This window comes from Malaciobacter pacificus, assembly GCF_004214795.1.
Taxonomy (GTDB): Bacteria; Campylobacterota; Campylobacteria; order Campylobacterales; family Arcobacteraceae; genus Malaciobacter_A; species Malaciobacter_A pacificus.
The window spans coordinates 1,327,644-1,347,154 of the sequence record NZ_CP035928.1; the positions used below are offsets into that span (position 1 = coordinate 1,327,644).

At 27.1% G+C, this 19,511-nt stretch carries 19 protein-coding genes; 6 read left to right on the forward strand and 13 right to left on the reverse strand.

All coding sequences use genetic code 11. The features are described from left to right. Positions 1–51 precede the first annotated feature (51 nt). Both APAC_RS06720 and APAC_RS06725 read right to left on the reverse strand, forming a co-directional pair. A complete protein-coding gene (locus tag APAC_RS06720) occupies positions 52–681 on the reverse strand; it encodes a PIN domain-containing protein (protein ID WP_196781799.1) in 630 nt (209 codons plus the stop codon). Between the two features lie 104 nt (positions 682–785). Next, positions 786–1,682 (reverse strand): protein kinase family protein, encoded by an 897-nt coding sequence (locus tag APAC_RS06725; protein WP_266095884.1) that lies wholly within the window; start codon positions 1,680–1,682, stop codon positions 786–788. A 184-nt stretch (positions 1,683–1,866) separates the two neighbouring features. Here APAC_RS06725 and APAC_RS06730 point away from each other — a divergent pair, with 184 nt between their 5' ends. Then, positions 1,867–3,231, forward strand: a complete 1,365-nt coding sequence (locus tag APAC_RS06730; protein ID WP_130232179.1) for an IS4 family transposase — start codon at positions 1,867–1,869, stop codon at positions 3,229–3,231. Here the strand turns inward: APAC_RS06730 and APAC_RS06735 are convergent. The 4 genes from APAC_RS06735 to APAC_RS06750 form a co-directional block, all read right to left on the reverse strand. Then, positions 3,215–3,478 (reverse strand): protein kinase family protein, encoded by a 264-nt coding sequence (locus APAC_RS06735; protein ID WP_130233381.1) that lies wholly within the window; start codon positions 3,476–3,478, stop codon positions 3,215–3,217. The genes APAC_RS06730 and APAC_RS06735 overlap by 17 nt on opposite strands. Positions 3,479–3,763: 285 nt before the next feature. After that, positions 3,764–4,108 (reverse strand): cyclophilin-like fold protein, encoded by a 345-nt coding sequence (locus APAC_RS06740; protein WP_130233382.1) that lies wholly within the window; start codon positions 4,106–4,108, stop codon positions 3,764–3,766. Between the two features lie 70 nt (positions 4,109–4,178). Continuing rightward, positions 4,179–5,690: an MFS transporter gene (locus APAC_RS06745; protein WP_188353793.1), complete on the reverse strand. Its 1,512-nt coding sequence runs from the start codon at positions 5,688–5,690 to the stop codon at positions 4,179–4,181. An 11-nt stretch (positions 5,691–5,701) separates the two neighbouring features. Beyond that, positions 5,702–6,199: a (R)-mandelonitrile lyase gene (locus APAC_RS06750; protein WP_130233384.1), complete on the reverse strand. Its 498-nt coding sequence runs from the start codon at positions 6,197–6,199 to the stop codon at positions 5,702–5,704. A 200-nt stretch (positions 6,200–6,399) separates the two neighbouring features. On the opposite strand from APAC_RS06750, the gene APAC_RS06755 reads away from it, so the two are divergent. After that, positions 6,400–7,314 (forward strand): AraC family transcriptional regulator, encoded by a 915-nt coding sequence (locus tag APAC_RS06755; protein WP_130233385.1) that lies wholly within the window; start codon positions 6,400–6,402, stop codon positions 7,312–7,314. Positions 7,315–7,344: 30 nt separating this feature from the next. On the opposite strand, the gene APAC_RS06760 is transcribed toward APAC_RS06755, so the two are convergent. The 7 genes from APAC_RS06760 to APAC_RS06790 form a co-directional block, all read right to left on the reverse strand. Further along, the gene (locus tag APAC_RS06760) at positions 7,345–8,619 is read right to left on the reverse strand and encodes a DEAD/DEAH box helicase (RefSeq protein WP_337584621.1); all 1,275 of its coding nucleotides are present in this window, start codon (positions 8,617–8,619) and stop codon (positions 7,345–7,347) included. A gap of 63 nt (positions 8,620–8,682) precedes the next feature. Continuing rightward, on the reverse strand, positions 8,683–11,658 hold the full coding sequence (locus APAC_RS06765) for a PAS domain S-box protein (protein WP_130233387.1): 2,976 nt from the start codon (positions 11,656–11,658) through the stop codon (positions 8,683–8,685). A gap of 103 nt (positions 11,659–11,761) precedes the next feature. Beyond that, on the reverse strand, positions 11,762–12,937 hold the full coding sequence (locus APAC_RS06770; protein WP_130232576.1) for a transposase: 1,176 nt from the start codon (positions 12,935–12,937) through the stop codon (positions 11,762–11,764). A gap of 93 nt (positions 12,938–13,030) precedes the next feature. Next, complete coding sequence (locus APAC_RS06775) at positions 13,031–13,282, reverse strand: hypothetical protein (protein WP_130233388.1); 252 nt, start codon at positions 13,280–13,282, stop codon at positions 13,031–13,033. Positions 13,283–13,376: 94 nt separating this feature from the next. Then, complete coding sequence (locus tag APAC_RS06780) at positions 13,377–13,763, reverse strand: ExbD/TolR family protein (RefSeq protein ID WP_130233389.1); 387 nt, start codon at positions 13,761–13,763, stop codon at positions 13,377–13,379. Next, positions 13,760–14,269, reverse strand: a complete 510-nt coding sequence (locus tag APAC_RS06785; RefSeq protein ID WP_188353736.1) for a MotA/TolQ/ExbB proton channel family protein — start codon at positions 14,267–14,269, stop codon at positions 13,760–13,762. The genes APAC_RS06780 and APAC_RS06785 overlap by 4 nt, the downstream gene beginning before the upstream one ends. Positions 14,270–14,273: 4 nt before the next feature. Continuing rightward, positions 14,274–15,020, reverse strand: a complete 747-nt coding sequence (locus APAC_RS06790; RefSeq protein ID WP_130233390.1) for an energy transducer TonB — start codon at positions 15,018–15,020, stop codon at positions 14,274–14,276. A gap of 114 nt (positions 15,021–15,134) precedes the next feature. On the opposite strand from APAC_RS06790, the gene APAC_RS06795 reads away from it, so the two are divergent. Genes APAC_RS06795 through APAC_RS06810 form a run of 4 tightly spaced genes read left to right on the forward strand, consistent with a single transcriptional unit; the run spans position 15,135 to position 19,504 of the window. Continuing rightward, a complete protein-coding gene (locus APAC_RS06795) occupies positions 15,135–16,328 on the forward strand; it encodes a TolC family protein (RefSeq protein WP_130233391.1) in 1,194 nt (397 codons plus the stop codon). Next, positions 16,328–17,596, forward strand: coding sequence for an efflux RND transporter periplasmic adaptor subunit (locus APAC_RS06800; protein WP_130233392.1), 1,269 nt, complete (start codon positions 16,328–16,330; stop codon positions 17,594–17,596). The genes APAC_RS06795 and APAC_RS06800 overlap by 1 nt, the downstream gene beginning before the upstream one ends. Beyond that, the gene (locus APAC_RS06805; RefSeq protein WP_130233393.1) at positions 17,589–18,293 is read left to right on the forward strand and encodes an ABC transporter ATP-binding protein; all 705 of its coding nucleotides are present in this window, start codon (positions 17,589–17,591) and stop codon (positions 18,291–18,293) included. The genes APAC_RS06800 and APAC_RS06805 overlap by 8 nt, the downstream gene beginning before the upstream one ends. Next, positions 18,293–19,504, forward strand: a complete 1,212-nt coding sequence (locus APAC_RS06810; protein ID WP_130233394.1) for an ABC transporter permease — start codon at positions 18,293–18,295, stop codon at positions 19,502–19,504. The genes APAC_RS06805 and APAC_RS06810 overlap by 1 nt, the downstream gene beginning before the upstream one ends. The last annotated feature ends 7 nt before the right edge of the window (positions 19,505–19,511 follow it).

Here is a 19,511-nt window from a genome sequence, read left to right on the forward strand (position 1 = left end):
TAACGGTTGAGTTGAGAAATAAGTTTGCCCGCAGGGTAACTTATTTCTCTCCTAGTACTTGTTATCTTTTAGTGTATATGTTATCTTAGCACCATCAATGACAATAAGCTTTTCTTTAACCATTGCCTTAATGATAGCATCAAGTTGATTACTATTTAAACTTCTTGCACATATTGAGTTTATAGTATTTGATAGGGTTTCAACTTTTCTAGGCTTTGCATTTCCTCTTTTAATTAAATAGTCAACAATTAATTTTATTTTTTCATCAATAGATAATGTTTCACAGTTTGATTGTTTCAAAGCTGGAATTTCACTAATCTCATCATAGCGATTTATTAAAGTCTTTTTTTCTCTAAGATGTTTAATTAGTACATCAAAACCAGTATCTTTAGTGATTATATGAAAATACCCTTTAGGGTCTTTTTCATATAGTTTACCAAGGTAAAACGTAATGTGAAAGTCTAAAGCATTTTTGCCATTACCACTTATTACTACATATTCAGCTTTATCTCCTAAACTTTGCATTGATGTAGCAAGTTCAATAGGAATCTTTGTTTGATTTGCTCCAATAAAAACAATAACTTTAAAAGGATAATCTTCTGGAAACTCAAAAGATGTAGGTTGAACATTTTCAAAATCTATAAAAATATAATTATTTCTCATTTTTTTTGTATTACTCAATTCTTTTCCTTCTAAATATTTTTATGTAAGATAACGTTTAAAATGAGCCAATAAATTTCCCGCAGGGTAATTTATTGGCTCCTCTGATTTGTTAAGTGTTGCTATTAAAATGGAATATCATCAGCATCAAATCCATCATAACGTTCTACAACTTCTAACTTAGTTTCCAAGTTATTTATAATAATATTTTTTTTACTTTTTGATAAACTTTTGAAAAGATTAATAAAATCTTTTATTAAATTTACTTTTATGCTGTAATGTTTATTATAAGTGTACTCTCCATCTAAAAAACATCTACTTAATAATACAGGCGATGGTAAAAACTCCTCAAGCATTGTATTCTTATATAATTGTTCTAACTTTCTTAAAATTTTGTCATTATCATTAATAAATTTTGTTGAAGATTCTATTGTTGATAAAATACTATACAAGGTATTTGAAAACTCTCTGTAAAGTTGAATCTCAAATTCGTTAAAATTTATATCTAAAGCTTTTTCATTCAATATTTTTTTATAACAGTTATTAAATGACTCTATTCTATTAACTGGATTTTTATATGTCATAGCAGATAGTAATTCTTTAAATTTAAATTCTTGTATATTTTGTTCTAATATAATTTTTTCAATTAATTTGCCAATGAAATACACTTCAGTTTTAAAATTGTATATTTTGTTCAAAAAATCATTTGGTGTTTCACACCACCAATTTAAAGTTATACTTTTGTCAAAATCTTTTTCAAAATGAACTTTTTTACCAAATCCAAAATCTATAATTTTAACCAACCCACTATTGTCAACCATTATATTGTATGGTCTCATATCTCTATGTAAAATATTATGTTCTTCCAAATATTTAAAACCATTAATAAGTTGAAGAAAAATATCATTAATTTGTTCAGGTGATTTCTCTATATATTTTTCAATATCTTCACCTTGAATATATTCCATCAAAATATATCCTGTAAAATATTCAGGATAAAGATAATAACTTAACTTTCGCACGTTAAATTGATTAAAATTGTAGCTAAATCTCCCTAAAACATTACTCCTTTAGTTAATAATCTTATCCTTGTTGACATAAAAATAATTTAGTTGTTTTTCTATGATATTTTTCTATTTTGAACTCTCAATAAAGCCCTTAAATAGGCACTTTTAGCTATAATATCTATTATATTAAAGGGTAAGAATGCAGATAGAATCCAAGATCATCGGTATTATAAACGATAAGTTAAAAAATCCAATCTATGAAACATTACGTTTGTTAAATATGAAAACTATTTTAACCAAGAGCAATTTTTCTAAAAAAGAGGGAGTTGCTGTTCATATGGTTGTATTACATTTTGTATATATGCTGGTTATGAATAAAAAAATATCAACCTTTATGGATCAAAGTAATGATAGTTTCAAAAAAGATGTATATTATCGATTACTTTCCAATACTTCTTATAATTGGAGAAAACTATTATCTCTTAGTTCTTTAAAGATCTTATCACTACTTCATAAAGTGCAAGATTCAAAGCTAGTAAGAGTTCTTATACTTGATGATACTGTTGAAGATAAAGTTGGTAAAAATATAGAGGGAAGTTGTGACAACCTTTGGAGCAATAAAGCAAAGAGAAAAATCAGAGGTGTAAATGTTGTATCACTAAACTATAGTGATGGTTATTCAAATTTTATGTTGGACTTTGCAATTGCTATGAACAGTTATGCAAGGGTAAAGATAGAAGAGTTTACAAATATTATTGATCATCGAACCAATGCACATAAGCGAAGATTGGAAAGCTTAAAAGGGAAATCACAAATTGCTATAGAGATGATTAAAAGAGCAGTAGCTAGTGGTATATATGCAGATTATCTGCTTGTAGATAGCTGGTATTCTAAACCTGTATTTATAGAAACTATGAATGAACTTGGATTGCAAGTCATTTCAAGAATGGTAAACAATGACAGGATATGGAATTTTACAGGAGAGAAAAAGACCCTTGATGGCATCTATAACAAATTTAAAAAGCTTAAATCTATCAAGATGGGTCAATATGGCAAAAAGATAAAGTTTGAGTATTTTTCAACCATAGTTGAACATAAAAAAGCTGGTAAATTAAAAATTGTTTTTATAAAAACAAAAGAGAATTTAATACCAATCGTATCAACCAATCTTATACTTAGTGATGAAGAGATTATAGATATTTATAAAAGACGATGGGATATAGAACAAGGGTATAAAGAACTTCGTGAACACTTTGGATTCGGAAAAGAAGAGAATCGAATCTATGAAGCTTTGATAGCCAGAATTACACTATCTTTTTTTACATACAATGTTGTTAGCTATATAAATCGTATCAGCAATGAACCTAAAACAATTGGTGGATTGTTTAAAGATTTAGAATGTGAACTTCATACTCTAGCAATAGCTATGCAAGCATTTTTAGCTATTTTAGATGAGATTGCAAAAATTGAAGAAGTTGTCAATAGAAATGAGGATTTTACAGCTATCATTGATCTATTAAGAGATGTGACTGGAAAATTGCTTGGTTTTAGGTGCGAAAGTTAAGATAATAATTGAATATTCTAACTACATTTTTATGATAAAGCATATGAAGGAGTTTTATTTCATCCTTAAAGTTTTTATAATATTCTTCTTTTAGTTTAGCGGAAAAAGGGGAGTATTTTTTACATACAAAATCTTCATCAATAGTTTCATCTCTGAGTAAAATTGTTTTACCAAATGCACTTTCACCTATATTTTTAATTTTTTTAAATGGTTTTTTTCTAGTAAACTCTATAACATCTTCTGACATAAATCCATCCTATAATATGATTGCACTTAACTATTTATTAGTAATACATTATATATTAATTACCCATAAAATTACTTAATAGTAATACATTTTTAATGTTATGATATCAAGTTAGACAAAGTCCTATAAATAGGCTTATTTTAATAAAATATAAAATAATAGATTACAATATATAATATTTTTTATCTTATTCTTTGATATTTGATATAATTATTTTTGTTAGACTATTAACTAATATCCTTAATATCTTATAAAAATTATTCAATATCCACAAAAACTGAGTTTTTAGTCTACCTTTGTTATTTCAATAGTTCCACTTAAAGTTTTAATATCATCAATACCTGAAGTTACAAAACCTAATTCATATAAACCACCAGCACTTCCAAAATCTTTATAAAACATAACTACATCACCCCAAGGTGCATAATAAGCTAGTATTCCTTTTTTTGCATTTGCAAGTGGTGTGTTTGAAGTTGATAGTTTATTTGGTGGATAAAATATCTTTTCCATTGAAGCATAATCTTCAACTTTGATTTTTAATGGTAATTGATTTAGAAGCTCTTTTGAAGCATCTGAATTATTTAGTTCAAAAACTATTATTTTACCATTTGATTCTACACTTATTTTCATTTTGTTTCCTTTTTCATTTGCTAATAATATAATTGGAGTTATTAAGCAAAGTAATATATTTAAAATTTTTTTACTCATGATTAACCTCTACTAATTTTGGTTTTCTAGCAAATATAAGAGTTAGTATACATGCACTTATTGCTAAAACACCATAAAATATCGATACATGAAATAAATCCATATAATGTGACATTTGACCTGCTATAAAACTAGGAATCGCAGCACCTGCGTATGATGTTGCATAAATAAGTGATAATATTCCTGCTCTCTCTTGAATTGTTACATCTTTCATAACTGATCTTATACTTCCTGTTAGTACTGCTCCTTGAGATGCTCCTGCAACTGCACTTGAAAGTATAAACAACCATAAACTAGATATCTTTAGTGAAAAGATAATCCCCATAACGCCAATACTAAAACAAAACATAGCAACTCTTTGAGCATCAGCAGGCTCTAATTTTGCACTAATAGGTCCTCCAATGGCACTAGGTAAAAGGTATGAACCAAATAAAATTGCTATTATAAGTGTATTGTGAGTTCCAAGTTGGTCAACTGCTATTGATGGACCAAATGCTTGATAAAATGCTCCCATAGCCCAAGTTGATACAAAAGTAACTGCTGCTATTGGAAAAAACTTTTTGCCTTTTATAGGTAGTGAAAATTTTGGTTTTAGTGATTTTAATAATCCTGGAGTTTTTTGTACTGTTTCATCACTGTAAGCTATTAAAATAGTACAAATTGCTAAAACTACTAATATGAAAACATAACATAAAACTCTTTGATAAGGTGCAAACTGTACTAATGACCCAGAAATTAAAGCACCAATTGTTAGACCAATCATTGGAGAGTTACTCACTATTGCTGCAGGAACCCACTGGGGTAAAGAAGTTCCATTATCAACGATATATGATGTAATTGAACTAGATGCTAAACCACAAGCAAGTCCAAGTAAAAGTCTTGCAAAAATCAGTATTTCAGCACTGTTTACATCAAGAAGCATAATTGTAGCAATTGTAGTTAAGGCAAAGATGATAAAAGCTACTGGTTTTCTTCCTAAGTGGTTTGAGATTCTTCCAAAGAAAAGTAGGGCTGTAATAGCACCTATAAAGTAAACAACTGCAGTTAATGCTAAGTCATTATATGTTAAGTGCTCTTCAATTCTATAAATGTCATATAAAGGTATTGGTGTAGCAGAAGCAGCAAATACCATAAGAAATGAGATACTTGCTGCTATAAAGCTGATATTTAAACTTGCAACTTTTCCTTCAATATCATCTATTCCAGTTTTTTTTCTTTCATTTATTAAGTTCATAAATATATTTTGTGCATTTAAACTTCTTGGAAATCCAACATAAGCATATAAATGTGCAAAAATTTCTTTGATTTCATTTTGAGTAAGTCCTGCTTTTAAACCTTTTATTAGTGATTTTCTTAAACTCTCTAAATCTCCACTAGCACTAAAAGCAGAGATTTCTATAGTTGCTATCTCTTTTTTATCTAGTTCTTCAAATTTTGTTCCACCAGTTTCATTTGCAAATACAAATAGTGGTAAAAATAAAAATAGTTTTAATATTTGTTTCATCATAAATCCTTTTATTTTGAATTATATTGTTCATCAGTTACTGGTTCCATCCAGTTTACATTTTTACCTGTTTTTTCAACTGCACCAGTAATTACTAAGTGAGTCATTGCAATATCTTTTGATGCTCCATGCCAGTGTTTTACACCAATTGGACACCAAACAACATCACCTTCTTTTACTGTCTCTTTTTTACCATCCCAAGTTTGTGTATATCCAACACCTTTTGTAACTATGATATGCTGACCTGCTGGATGAGTGTGCCAGTTTGATCTTGCTCCTGGTTCAAAAGTTACATATGCTCCTGAGTGAGTTTTTGTATTTCCTTTTGGATAGACAGGGTCGATTCTAACTTCTCCACCACTAAAATACTTTTTAAAATCTGTTTTGTTTACAACAATAGATTTTCTATCTTCAAGTCTTGTAATAGTTTGTTCATTTTTAATTTCACTTGCTTGAGTTTGACTAATCGATAATAAGGCTAAAACTGCCGTAGTTGTAATTAATTTCATATTTAAGTCCTTTAAATTGATATATTTAAAGTATATATTAACAATAAAATAATCACTAGAATGATTTTGTAAATTTCTTGCACAATACTACAAATATTTAAAAAATGGAGAATTGGGCAAGAAATATACAGAATTTTTCTTGTTTAATCTATAAATATTTAATATAATTAAAATGGATTATATTGCTTAAAAGGATTATTATGGAAGATTATTTAGTACAAGCAAGAGAAGATTTAATAGAATTTATAAATAAAAAATATAGTTTAGAAAATGGATTATTACAAAGTGAAATTGAGTGTTTAGATTTTTTCTATTCTACATCAACTACAGAGTTCGATGCAATAATGTATGAGCCATCACTTTGCGTTATATTACAAGGGTCAAAAGCCGTTGGTTTTGGAGAAAAACTTTACCAATATAGTCCAAGTGAGTATTTACTTTCATCAACACATGTACCTGCAAATATTAGGATATTAGAAGCAAGTGAAGATACTCCTTATTTATCTTTTAGAATTAGATTTGGATTAGAAGATATTTACGAAGTATTAAAAAATACTAATCCATCAAAATTAGAGTTTCAAAAAAAATCAGAAAAAGGACTTTTCTTTGATGATTTAAACTACTCTTTATATGAACCAATGACTAGATTAGTTAAGTTACTTGAAAAGCCCAAAGAAGATATTGAGTATTTAGCTCCTTTTATTATAAAAGAGATTTTATATAAGCTAATAAATGATAAAAGTGGATACTTCTTAAATAAATTTGTAATGGAAGGTACAACATCAAATAAGGTTGTTAAGGCTATTACTGAGATTAAAAATAAATTTAATGAAAAATTAAATATTAAAGAATTAGCAAACCTTGTTGAAATGAGTGAATCATCTTTATATCAAAATTTTAAAACAATTACTTCAATGACACCAATACAGTTTCAAAAAAATCTTAGACTCCAAGAAGCTAAGCAAATATTATCTGTTAGAAATATTGAAGTTAGTGAGGTGGCTTTTGCAGTAGGGTATGAATCACCATCTCAATTTAGTAGAGAGTATTCTAGAATGTTTGGAATCTCTCCCAAAGCCCATAGTGATATTTTAAAAGGACAAGTTAGTGCCTAATCTACTTTTGTAGGATTAGGCATAGGAAAATTATCTTCTAAAACTTCTACCTTCATCTCTTTTTGTTGTTTTTTTTGATTTTTTTGGACCTCTTTTAGCTACTTTTTCTCTATTCCCAGCTTTTTTTTCACTAAGTTTTTTAGGTTTTGGTTTTACAAGTCTTGGTTTTTTTTCTGTTGGTTCAAAATCTTCAACAGTTTGTCTACCTAAATCTAAAATCAACTCTTTTTCAATATCCATCATCATTCTATAATCTTTTACACTTAATAGTGTAATTGCAGTTCCAGGATTTCCAGCTCTTCCTGTTCTTCCAATTCTATGTGTATAATCAGCAATTGTTTCTGGTAATTCAAAGTTTACTACAACAGGAAGCATTTCTATATCAATTCCACGTGCTGCAATATCAGTAGCAACTAATACTCTGATTTCTCCTTCTTTGAACTTTCTTAAAGCTTTAGCACGAGCTGATTGTCTTACATCTCCATGAATACAAGCACTTGGAAGACCATCAAGCTCAAAGTGTCGCACTAAGGCATCTGCTATTTTTTTAGTATTTACAAATACTAAAACTTGTGGATAGTTTTGAGAACCAATTAGATATGAAAGCAGGGGAGCTTTTTGATTTGGATCTACTTCAATAACCCTTTGCTCAATAATATCAACACTACTTCTTTGATTTACTACTTCAACAACAGCAGGGTCATTTAAAAACTCTTTTGCTAGTTTTTTAACATTTTGATTTAGAGTTGCTGAAAACATCATGATTTGTCTATTTGGCCCAACATTTGGCAAAATTGCTTCTAAATCTTCTAAAAATCCCATAGCTAAAATTGTATCAACTTCATCAATTACAACATGAGTAATACTTGATAAATCAATAGTATTATTTCTAAGATGTTCCATTAGTCTGCCTGTTGTTGCTACAACTATATCAAGACCGTTTGCAATTTTCTTTTCTTGATCTTTTAATGATACACCACCAAAAATAGTAGTATTTTTAATATCTAAATATTTTCCTAAATCATCAACTGCTTGAGATATTTGTTTTGCTAATTCTCTTGTTGGAGCTATAATTAAAGCTCTTAAAACTGGAACTTCAATTCTTGTTTGTGCTAAATTATTTAATATTGGTAATAAAAAAGCTGCTGTTTTACCAGAACCACTTTGTGCAGTTCCTAGCAGGTCTTTACCTTTCATTGCAATTGGAATTGCTTTTTGTTGTATTTGTGTAGGCTTATCAAATCCTAATTCATCTATTGCTTTAATAATATTTGAATCTAGTTTGTTTTCGTTGAAAGTTTTGATGAGCTATTCCTTTTATACTTTTATTTTTTTCGTATAATATCTAAATATTAATGAAAAGAAAAACTAACTATCTTGTTTTTTAAATAGAACTTTAAAACATGCACCTTTATATTTCTTACTATTATATGTAAATTCTTCATTATAAGCAGCAATTTCAAAATGATGTTTTTCTCTTAATATTTTATCAACCATAGAAAGACCAAGTCCCGTTCCAATTGATTGATGTTTTGTAGTGAAATATGGTTCAAAGATTCTATCTATGATTTTTTTATTAATTCCACCTGCTGAATCTAAGATAGTTAACTCTAAAGAATTTGTGTCTATTTTTTTTGTTTTTATAAAAATATATCGGTTGTTTTGATCTTCTATTTTTTCTTTTAAAAAGTCAATTGCATTATTTAATATATTTATTATTGCTTGTTGTAGTTCGTTTTTATTACCATTAACTTCTATATTGTCAAAAATCTCTTTTTCTATTTTAATGTAGTTATTTTTAATAGATGAATCTAATAATTTTAAAGATTCCATAATAATATCATTTATAAATATTAATTTAAACTCTTTGTCTTCTTTTATAAAATTCCTAAAATCATCAATTGTTTTTGATAAATACAGTGTTTGTTCAATGATTTTATTACTTGATTTTACTAATTCTTCATCATCTTTTTTATCTATTTCAACGCTTAATTTGATACCACTTGCAACTGTGCTGATAATACTTAAAGGTTGTCTCCATTGGTGAGCAATATTTCCAATCATTTCACCCATTGAAGCTAATCTAGCTTGTTCTTCTAAAATTTTGATTGTTGTTACATCTTTTATAATGATTAAAAGCTTTTCTTGATTTGGAAGAAGTGTAATACTCATATTTAATGCAATTCTTCTATTATTTGCTACGATTGATTCTTTTTGGAAATTTTTAATGTGTCCATAAGTAATAGCTTTTTTTATCAAACTTTTCATATGTTTTCTAAGTTCAGGAACAGTTAATTCTAAACTTGATTTTTGAAGCAGCTCATCCCTTGTAAATCCAGTTATATTTAAATAAGCTTCATTAAATTCTAAAAAATTTGTCTCTAAATCAGTTATTGCAATACCATCACTACTAAATTTAAATATTGATTCAAATTCCATTTTTTGTGCTAGAATTAATTCTTGCGTTTTTTCTTTTTGTGTAATATCAATACCAATAGTTGCTAAATAATCCATAGTGCCATCGGGTTTTTTTATCAAAGTATTTGACCACTCAAATATTTTTTCTTCACCTGTTTTTGATAACCAACTATTTTTAAATGATTTTACAATTTCTCCTTTTTGTGCTTTTTTTATAATTTCAATTACGTTATTTCTTTTATTTTCTGGTAAAAATTTGTCCCAAAAATATGGAGCACTTGCAATTTCTTCTTGAGAGTAACCAACATATTCTTGACCATATTTATTTATTTTAAACATAGTACCAGTTGCATCTATAACAGCAATAATTGCATTTGCATTGTCAATTAATGTTGATGTGAAATTTATTTGTTTAACAATCTCTTTCTCTAACTCTTTTTCATTTGTAACATCTTTAATAATTGAAAAAAGAATTATTCCTTTTTGTGTTTCAATAGGTGAAGAGTAGACTTCAACATTTTTTATTTGACCATTTTTTAATTTATGTGGAAATACAAATTTATTATTTTTAAAACTTTTTGCACTATTAATACTATTTTGTATTTCATCTTTAGATGATACGTTTATTTGAGAAATATTCATAGTGGTAAACTCAGTATAGCTATAGCCATAAAAATTTGTAGCACTTAGATTAGCATCTAATATTGCACCAGTATCTGGAGATATTAAAAGCATTACTGAATCATGTGTTTTAAACATATTTTCAAACTGATTTTTTACTAATTGAATCTCTTCTAAAAGCTCTTTTCTTTTAGTAATATCTTTGTGTGTCCCAATTATTCTAGTTGGATTATTACTTGAGTCTCTCTTTACAATAACCCCTCTATCTAATATCCATTTAAATGTATTGTTTTTGCATAAAATTTGATATTCACACTCATACTCTTTTGTTATACCATGAATATGTTCTTCCATTTTTTTTAAGACATATTCTAATTGATTAGGGTTTATTCTGTTGTGCCATTCTTTTAAATCAGAAGTGATTTCATCTTCTCTAAAACCAAATAATTTTTTCCATTGTTTAGAGTAAAAAACATTATTTGTTTCTAAATTCCAATCCCAAAGTCCATCTCCACTACCTTCAATAGCAAACTTCCATCTAAATTCACTATCTTCTAATTTGTTTTGATATTTTTCCAATAAAAACTGTCTGTAAATTAAAAAACTTATTATGATAATCGATATAAAAATAATAAGAATTATTGTTGAGTAATCTATTTTTGTAACTTGTTTAGTATAAATCCATTTATTTGTTATATTTTGCTTTGTTTTAGGATTAATATCTTCAATAAGTTTATTTAAAATTGGTATTATTTCTCTATTTTCTTTATTTACCATAATTTGTAAATCAACATTGAATTTACTATTTGCAGTTATTTTTATTTCATTGTAATTATTTTGAGTTATGTAATATACTAAAACAGGGTTAATATCAGCTGCTGCATCAACTTTATCTTTAGATAATAAATATAAAGCTTCAATCGTATTTTTTACAGGAATAAGCTGAATATTTGGGTAGTTTCTTTCTAATAGTTTGTAGGCAGTAAAATTTTTTCCTACTGCTATTTTTTTACCATTTAGTTCATTTAAATCTAAAATATTTTCTGTATTTAATTTTGTTGCAATTGATATTGGAAAAGATATATAAGGTTTAGAAAATAGAGCATATTTTTCTCTGTCTTTTGTTGCTGATGTTGATATAATTGCTCCAAATTTATCTTCATTTACTTTATACAATGCATTTGAAAAACTATCAACTTTTATAAAATTTAATTTTAAGAGCCGCTTGCAAATTCCACCATCATAAACTAGTGAATTTGTAAACCTACTAAGCTTATCAAGCAGATCTTTTAAACTTTTAATCATTTTACCGCTTTATGGGTCAATTTTAGATAAAAAACTATTATTGGGTGCGTGCTTGATGGTTGAGTTTTAAAAATGGCTAATTTTTAGTGTTTTTAGCTAAAAGTTATGTTACCAGTTTCAAACTCTGATGAATACAAACTGATAAAATACCAAATGCTAAAACAGAAGCTACTTTTGTAGCTCCTTTATAATAAATATTACTGCATCCAAAGTCTTCTTTGAGGTATTTATTGACTCTCTCAACCATACTTCTTTGGTTATAGTGATGGGTATCTAAACTTTGAGTAAGGTTTAGAATTTTAAATTTCTTTTTTTCATCTTTTATAAGTTGAATTTTTCCTTTTAACTCTTTGGAGTTCTTCGGATTGATATCAATAAGCGGTCTATGATTTAGTTTTTTGGAAAAATCTCTGATAATATTGCTGTCGTATCCTGCATCTTGTAAGTCATAAAGATATGATACTTTTTTGCTTGTCTCGTTTATAAGAGGAAGTGCTACTGAGCTATCATGAACATTTGCCCCTGAATAAATAGCAGTAATAGGGATATCTCCATCTACTACACTGATATGGAGTTTCCCTCCTATCCATGTTTCAAAGTTGCCTTTGGAATTCTGTTTTCTTCCAACTCCACACTGCGTTGATACCAAAGATAGCATCTGCTTTGTGGTTTTCATATCTTCTTGTTGCTGCAAGATACTGGGTGTTTTAGGCTCTCTTGTTTCACCTTTTTTAGGTCGTCCTCTTCTTTTTGGTTTAAACTTTTCTTTTTCAACTTTTACAGGTTTTTCTCTCAGTGGTATTTTTGTTGCATCACTTGCATTATAAAAAAAGAGTGTATCCCTTAGATACTCCTTCACAAACTGCTCATGCGTCTTTTGTGCAATTTTAAGCTCACTGAGCTCCTTAAAGACTCTACTAAATTTAGACTCACTTGGAATATCGTTTTTATATCTCCACCCACACAAGATCCTCAGCGTTCTATCACTATGAAGTCTATCGATAAGGTCTCTGGTTGTTTGGATATTGTAAACACTCTTTGCAATAAATGCTCGTGCAATCTCTTCTCTATGCTTTGGAGTGTTTGTAATAGATACGACAGTGATATTTTTTTCAATCGCAGCAAAGTCTAATATCTTAATAAGCTTTTGCTCTTTATTTGACAACTCTTCTAATTGAAGCTCTCTTTTCAAAGAAGGAAAAAGTGAATTTTCAAGATTTAAAACCTTAGTCCACATTTTAGATAGACTTGAAGATATTTTTGGTAGAATAATTTCCATAAGTTGAATCGCTCTTCTGTTAAATTTTTGTAGTAAAAAATTATAACTTATCTGAAGTTTGATTCAACTTTTTAAAATTTAAATCAGCTTAAATTACGGGTTGTTTTTTATAATCTGCAAGTGGCTCTTTAAATTTGAATTTGAAGCTAAATTCTTTATAATATCAGCAGATAAACCTTCTATAATACCATTTTCATAACTAGTAAAAGGTTTCCAGTCATTATAATAAATATTTAAAGGTGAATATTGTAGATAAGTTATTTCATCTTTTGATAGTTTATGTGGATTTAAATTATTTGCATATGAAAAAATAATTGAAAATAATAATAAGTAAATAAGTTTCATAAACAGCAGCCTAAAATTAGTAATAATTTATTATAACAACATTATATTAAAATACAATTATAATAAAATAATTTTATTTTAGGCAAATTTTATTTTACTCTTTTGTTTCTGTAATTAATGAGATATTAAATAATTGGTTTTTTTGAATTACATCTAAGACTTTTACAACTTTTTCGTATTTAACTTCTTTGTCAATTCTAAATATAATATTTCTTGTTTTATCTTCTATTTCAATTAGTTTTTCATGAAGTTCATCTAGTGTTAATTCTTTACCATAAATTGCAAGTTTATCAACACTTAATTCGATTATTACCTCTTTTTGTTTTAATTCAATCTCTTTTGCACTTGAAGTTGGAAGATTTAATACAAGAGCTAATTCATCTTTTTTAAATACTGAAGATACTATAAAGAAAATTAATAAAATAAAAACAACATCAACAAGTGGCGTGATATCTGGTGTTAATATTTCTCTTTTTCTCATAGGTTTTTTAATACCTCTTTTTGAAGTTTTAACTCTAAACTATCTAAAACACCTGTAATATAGTTATATCCAATATAGTGAGGAATAGCAACGATTAGACCTGCAACTGTTGTGATAAGTGCAATTGAAATACCATTTGAGAAAATACTTGGATCACCTAAACCACTTTTTGTTATAGAATCAAATGAGTTTAAAACCCCAACAACTGTACCTAATAAACCAATTAGTGGTGCAATTGAAGCAATGATTTTGATAGTATTTAGTCCAAATTCTAATTTTTTAACTTTTCTGCTAATAATATTTTCTAATGATTCTTTTTTTAAATCAATATTATTGTTTTTTACAAATTCTACAATTTCATCAATATTTTTTTGACTTTTAACTTTTGAAAAAGATAGAACAATTATCTTCCAAAACATAATTGTAAAACCAATAATATTTAAAAATATTAGTACATAAACTATTATTCCACCTCTATTGATATAACTTAATAAATCAATTTCCATCTATTTAACTCCTAACTATTTGATATGCTACTGGAACTGTAATATCCCAACTATTTTTATTTAATTCTTTTGGAATAGGCTCAAACTTTTTAATTTTTGTCAAAATTTCTATAGCCGCTTTATTTAATCTTGAGTATATGCTATTTTTTGAAATTCTTACATTTTTAATTTCTCCATTTTTGCCTATTGTAAAACTTAAATAAACTTTTCCCGTTTGATTAAGTCTTTTTGCTGCTTTTGGATACTTTTTATTTTTATCAATTAATCTTTTTAATTTTAATAGATACTCATTTTCAACAGCTTTTAAAACCTTAGGATTGATTTTTTCACTTTTTTGGGCTTTTTGAGAAACCTCTTGGGGAACTTGCTCTTTTTCAAAAACTTTTTTAGGTTCAGGTTTTTTTACAGGTTTCTCAACAGGTTTTTCAACTTTTTTCTCTATTTTTTTCTTAACAATTTTCTTTTTCTTAACTTTTTTCTTAACTTCTTTAACAATATTTTTACTTTTTGTTTTTGGAAGTTTCTTTTTTATAATAGGTTTTTTCTTAACTACTACTTTCTCAACTTTTTTAGGTTTTGGCTTAACTTCTTGTTTTTTGATTACTACATTATTTAGTTTTATAGCAGCGCTACTACTCGGTTTTGGTGCAACAATTGTTTTAGGCTCTTCAACTTTAAGTTGAGCAAATAGATATACATGAGCTGATACTATTAAAATTAATATGATTAAAAAACTTTTTTTTCTTTCCATTTTGGAATCTTAATATAATATTGATAATAATTATCTTAATTAATAAAATATTAATAGTTTTGTTAAAATTTTGTTAAAAAAGTTTAACTACTATTTCAAAAAAAAGGAGTTTTCTTGAAGAGAATAATAATTCTTCCTTTTTTGTGTAGTTCACTATTTTCTAATGAACTAGAACTACTACAAAAAGATAAACAGGAAATAAGAACTTTAGAAAAACAAATAATAGAAGAAAAATATAAATCTTCAAAAGATGAATGGATTGGGAGAATTGATTTAAGCTCTACTATAAATAGAACTCACTCTTTTTCTAGTGAAAATGATAATTTATCAAAAAGTATTTCAATTGGTTTTTCTCAAAACATATATCAATCGGGTGGTATAGAGTTTTCAATTCAAAATGCGAAAGATACATATAATCAAGATTTAATTTCATGGGAAAATGAAAATATAGCAATACTTCAAACAATATATGAAACTTTGTTAAATATGAAAAAAGTAAAAATACAGATAGCTCAAAGTGATTATAATTTAAAAAATAAACACATAGAGTTGATTTTAAAGAAAATACAATATGAAGCTGGGAAGGTAGATATTGTAGAACTAAATAATGCAATTATGTCTAAAAACACTCAATTTAAAAATACAATTTCTTTAAAAAACTCTTTAAAAGATTTAGAACACGAATTATCTAAATATACATCATTAAGATATGATGAAATAGAGATTTTAGATTTTAAACATATAAACAAAGAGAAGTTTATTAAAAATAGTTTAGATTTAAAGTATGAGAAATCAAAAATTGATGTTTTAAATACTACATATAAAGAATTAAAAAGCTCTTATGGTCCTCAAGTTAGTATTTCAACTAATGCATCATATTCAAATAATGATGATTTGACAAATAATACAAATGATGATAGCTCATCAGGTAGTATATCTTTAAAGCTATCAATGCCTATTTTTGATATTACAAAAGATACAAAAATAGAAAAATCAAAACTTGAAGTACTTAAACAAAAAGTATCTTTAAATGACACAAAAAATGAGCTTGATTACACTTATGAACAAATCATAAATCAAATTGATACTTATGAACAATATAGAAAAACTATCAGTGAAAATTTAGAGTTATATAATGACTTGATTTCTGTAAATGCAACATCAAATAGTGCAGGAATGACTTCTGATTATGATTTAGAAATACTAAAAAATACTAAGCAAATCAATGAATTTGATTTAAAAATCAATGATATAAATATCAAACTACAATACTCAAAACTATATTTTATGACAAAGGCTAAAAGTTAATGGAAACAAATTTACAAAGTGAATTAGAAAATTATTCAAGTAATAAATCTTCAAAAAAATATATATGGATTTTTGCAATTTTATTAATTGTATTTGGAGCTATTTATTATTACTATTCTTTTATTTATAATCAAAATCAATCAAACAAAATCACATATAATACAAAAAAAGTTACAAATGGAAATGTAATAGTTAGTGTAACAGCAACAGGAAATTTAGAACCAACTAATAGTGTTGATATTGGTATTGAAGTATCAGGAACATTAAAAGAGATTTATGTTGATTATAATGATGAAGTAAAAGTAGGGCAGGTTTTAGCAAAACTTGATACAACAAAGTTACAATCTCAAGTAAATAGTTCTAAAGCTTCACTAACTATTGCAAAAGCAAATCAAAAAGAGAGTTTAGTAAATGTAAATAACAAAAAACTAAACTATGACAGAACTATGAAGATGTACAAACAATCAAACGGTAAATATCCTTCAAAAAATGAAGTTGATGATGCAAAATTTTATTACGAAAGTGTCCTTGCTTCCTATGAGAGTGCACAAGCAAAAGTTATGCAAGCTCAATATAATCTAAAAACAGATGAAGAAAATCTACAAAAAGCAGTTGTAAAATCTTCAATAAATGGAATAGTTTTACATAGAGCTGTAGAAGTTGGACAAACGGTTGCTGCAACTAACTCTACACCACTTCTTTTTACAATTGCAAAAGATTTATCAAAAATGGAATTAATAGTAAATATTGATGAAGCAGATGTTGCAAATATTAAAAAAGATTTGGATGTTGAATTTACAGTTGATGCATATCCAAATGAAAAATTTAAAGGAAAAATCAAACAAGTAAGATATAACCCAATAGAATCAAGTGGAGTAATTACATATGAAACAGTTGTTTTATTAAATAATGATAAATTACTTTTAAGACCTGGTATGACAGCAACTGCCCAAATTTTTACTAAGCAATTAAGAAATCAAATGTTAGTTCCTAATGCTGCTTTTAGATTTAAACCAAAAAATAATGAAGTAAAAAATAAAAGTATGAAAGATGTAATGTCTGGACCCAAATTCCCAAGAAGAACTAGTAATTCAAAAGAGATTAATAAATCAAGTGATATGAAAACTATTTATGTTTTAGAAAATAATACTCCTAAAAAAATTAGAGTAAAAGTAATTGATACTGATGGTAAATTCACAGCAATAAAAACTGATAAACTTAATTTAGATGATGAAGTTATTGTTTCACAAAGTAGTATAAATGAGTAGTGATAAAACAATAATTGAATTTAAAAATATTGTTAAAACTTATGGTAAAGGTGAAGCAAAAACTTATGCTTTAAATGGTGTGAATCTATCCATAAAACAAGGTGAGTTTGTAGCTATTATGGGTGCAAGTGGTAGTGGTAAATCTACTTCTATGAATATGATAGGTTGTTTAGATAGTCCTACTAGTGGAGAGTATTTATTTAATGATATTCATGTGGAAAACTTAAATAGAAATCAAATGGCATTGATTAGAAGAAATTATATTGGTTTTGTATTTCAAAGTTTTAACCTGTTAGGACGTACAAGTGCTTTAGAAAATGTAGAGTTACCACTGGTTTATAGAAAAATCCCAGCTAAACAAAGAAGAGTTTTAGCTTATGAAGCATTAAAAAAAGTGGGATTAGAAAGTGTTGTAAATAATGCACCTTCTCAATTATCAGGAGGGCAGCAACAACGTGTTGCAATTGCAAGAGCAATTGTGACAAACCCTTTGATTTTACTTGCAGATGAACCAACTGGAAATCTTGATAGTATAAAAAGTGTTGAAATTATGAATTTATTAAAAAAATTAAATGAAGAATCTGGTATTACAATTATCATGGTAACGCACGAAGAAGAGATGGCTTCTTATGCAAGTAGAACAATCTATTTTAGAGATGGTCATATAGATGATAGTTTAAAAAAAGGATATAAGTAATGCTTAGTAATGCTTTTTTAATAGCTATAAAAGAGATAAGAAGAAACATTTTAAGGTCAATCCTAACAATTCTTGGAATTGTAATTGGAGTTGCTTCTGTTATTGGAATGGTAATGATTGGAGATGGAACAACTGCAAATGTAACAGAGGGTATTAAAAAGCTTGGAACAAATATGTTAACTCTTCGTGTTGGGCAAGAAAGAAGAGGACCACCTAGAAGTGATAACACTGCTAGATATTTTGATGAAGCTGATATGGAGGCTTTAAAATATGAGATACAAAATGTATCAGGAGTTTCTGCTGAAGATGATACAAATATTAATGTAATTTATGGAAATAAAAGTTATGCAAGTGAAGTTGTTGGAGCAAATAATGATTTTTTTCAAGTTAAAAATTGGGAGTTAGATAAGGGACGATTATTTGAAGAATCTGAGTTAAATGCAGGAAAATCAGTTTGTATTTTAGGAACTACTGTAATAAAACAGATTTTTGAAGGAGCTAATCCTATTGGTGAAAAAATAAGACTAAAAAGTTTCTCTTGTACTGTTATTGGTACTTTAAAATCAAAAGGAGCAGCAGCTTTTGGTAGAGACCAAGATGATATTATTGTTGCACCACTTGGAATGTATCAAAGAAAAGTAAAAGGAAATAAAAATATTAGAACAATTATTTTATCTATAAATAATAGTAAAAATATTGAAAAAGCAAAAAAAGATATAACAGCATTAATGAGAGAAAGAAGAAATATAGGAATAGATGAAGATGATAACTTCCATATTAGAGATATGCAAGATTTACTTTCAACTATGACTTCAACTACTGAGACTTTAACATACCTTTTAGGTTCTATTGCAGCTATTTCACTTTTAGTTGGTGGAATTGGAATTATGAATATTATGCTAGTTTCAGTGACAGAAAGGACAAGAGAGATTGGTACAAGACTTGCAATTGGAGCAATGGAGAATGAAGTGTTATTGCAATTTTTAGTTGAAGCAGTTGTTTTATCAACTCTAGGAGGATTAATTGGAATTGCTTTAGGTTTAGGTATTGGTTTTGGGGCAGTTTCTATGATGCAATTACCCTTTATTATAAATCATGAGATTATAATAATTGCCTTTGTATTTTCAACTTTAATTGGGGTTGTTTTTGGATATTTTCCTGCAAGAAAAGCTGCAAGACTAAATCCAATAGATGCTTTAAGATATGAATAATAGAACT

Coding starts and splice junctions, on each gene's coding strand:
- APAC_RS06730 (WP_130232179.1), top strand. CDS start 1,867: ATGCAGATAGAATCCAAGATCATCGGTATTATAAACGATAAGTTAAAA.
- APAC_RS06735 (WP_130233381.1), bottom strand. CDS start 3,478: ATGTCAGAAGATGTTATAGAGTTTACTAGAAAAAAACCATTTAAAAAA.
- APAC_RS06740 (WP_130233382.1), bottom strand. CDS start 4,108: ATGAAAATAAGTGTAGAATCAAATGGTAAAATAATAGTTTTTGAACTA.
- APAC_RS06745 (WP_188353793.1), bottom strand. CDS start 5,690: ATGAAACAAATATTAAAACTATTTTTATTTTTACCACTATTTGTATTT.
- APAC_RS06750 (WP_130233384.1), bottom strand. CDS start 6,199: ATGAAATTAATTACAACTACGGCAGTTTTAGCCTTATTATCGATTAGT.
- APAC_RS06755 (WP_130233385.1), top strand. CDS start 6,400: ATGGAAGATTATTTAGTACAAGCAAGAGAAGATTTAATAGAATTTATA.
- APAC_RS06765 (WP_130233387.1), bottom strand. CDS start 11,658: ATGATTAAAAGTTTAAAAGATCTGCTTGATAAGCTTAGTAGGTTTACA.
- APAC_RS06770 (WP_130232576.1), bottom strand. CDS start 12,937: ATGGAAATTATTCTACCAAAAATATCTTCAAGTCTATCTAAAATGTGG.
- APAC_RS06775 (WP_130233388.1), bottom strand. CDS start 13,282: ATGAAACTTATTTACTTATTATTATTTTCAATTATTTTTTCATATGCA.
- APAC_RS06780 (WP_130233389.1), bottom strand. CDS start 13,763: ATGAGAAAAAGAGAAATATTAACACCAGATATCACGCCACTTGTTGAT.
- APAC_RS06785 (WP_188353736.1), bottom strand. CDS start 14,269: ATGGAAATTGATTTATTAAGTTATATCAATAGAGGTGGAATAATAGTT.
- APAC_RS06790 (WP_130233390.1), bottom strand. CDS start 15,020: ATGGAAAGAAAAAAAAGTTTTTTAATCATATTAATTTTAATAGTATCA.
- APAC_RS06800 (WP_130233392.1), top strand. CDS start 16,328: ATGGAAACAAATTTACAAAGTGAATTAGAAAATTATTCAAGTAATAAA.
- APAC_RS06805 (WP_130233393.1), top strand. CDS start 17,589: ATGAGTAGTGATAAAACAATAATTGAATTTAAAAATATTGTTAAAACT.
- APAC_RS06810 (WP_130233394.1), top strand. CDS start 18,293: ATGCTTAGTAATGCTTTTTTAATAGCTATAAAAGAGATAAGAAGAAAC.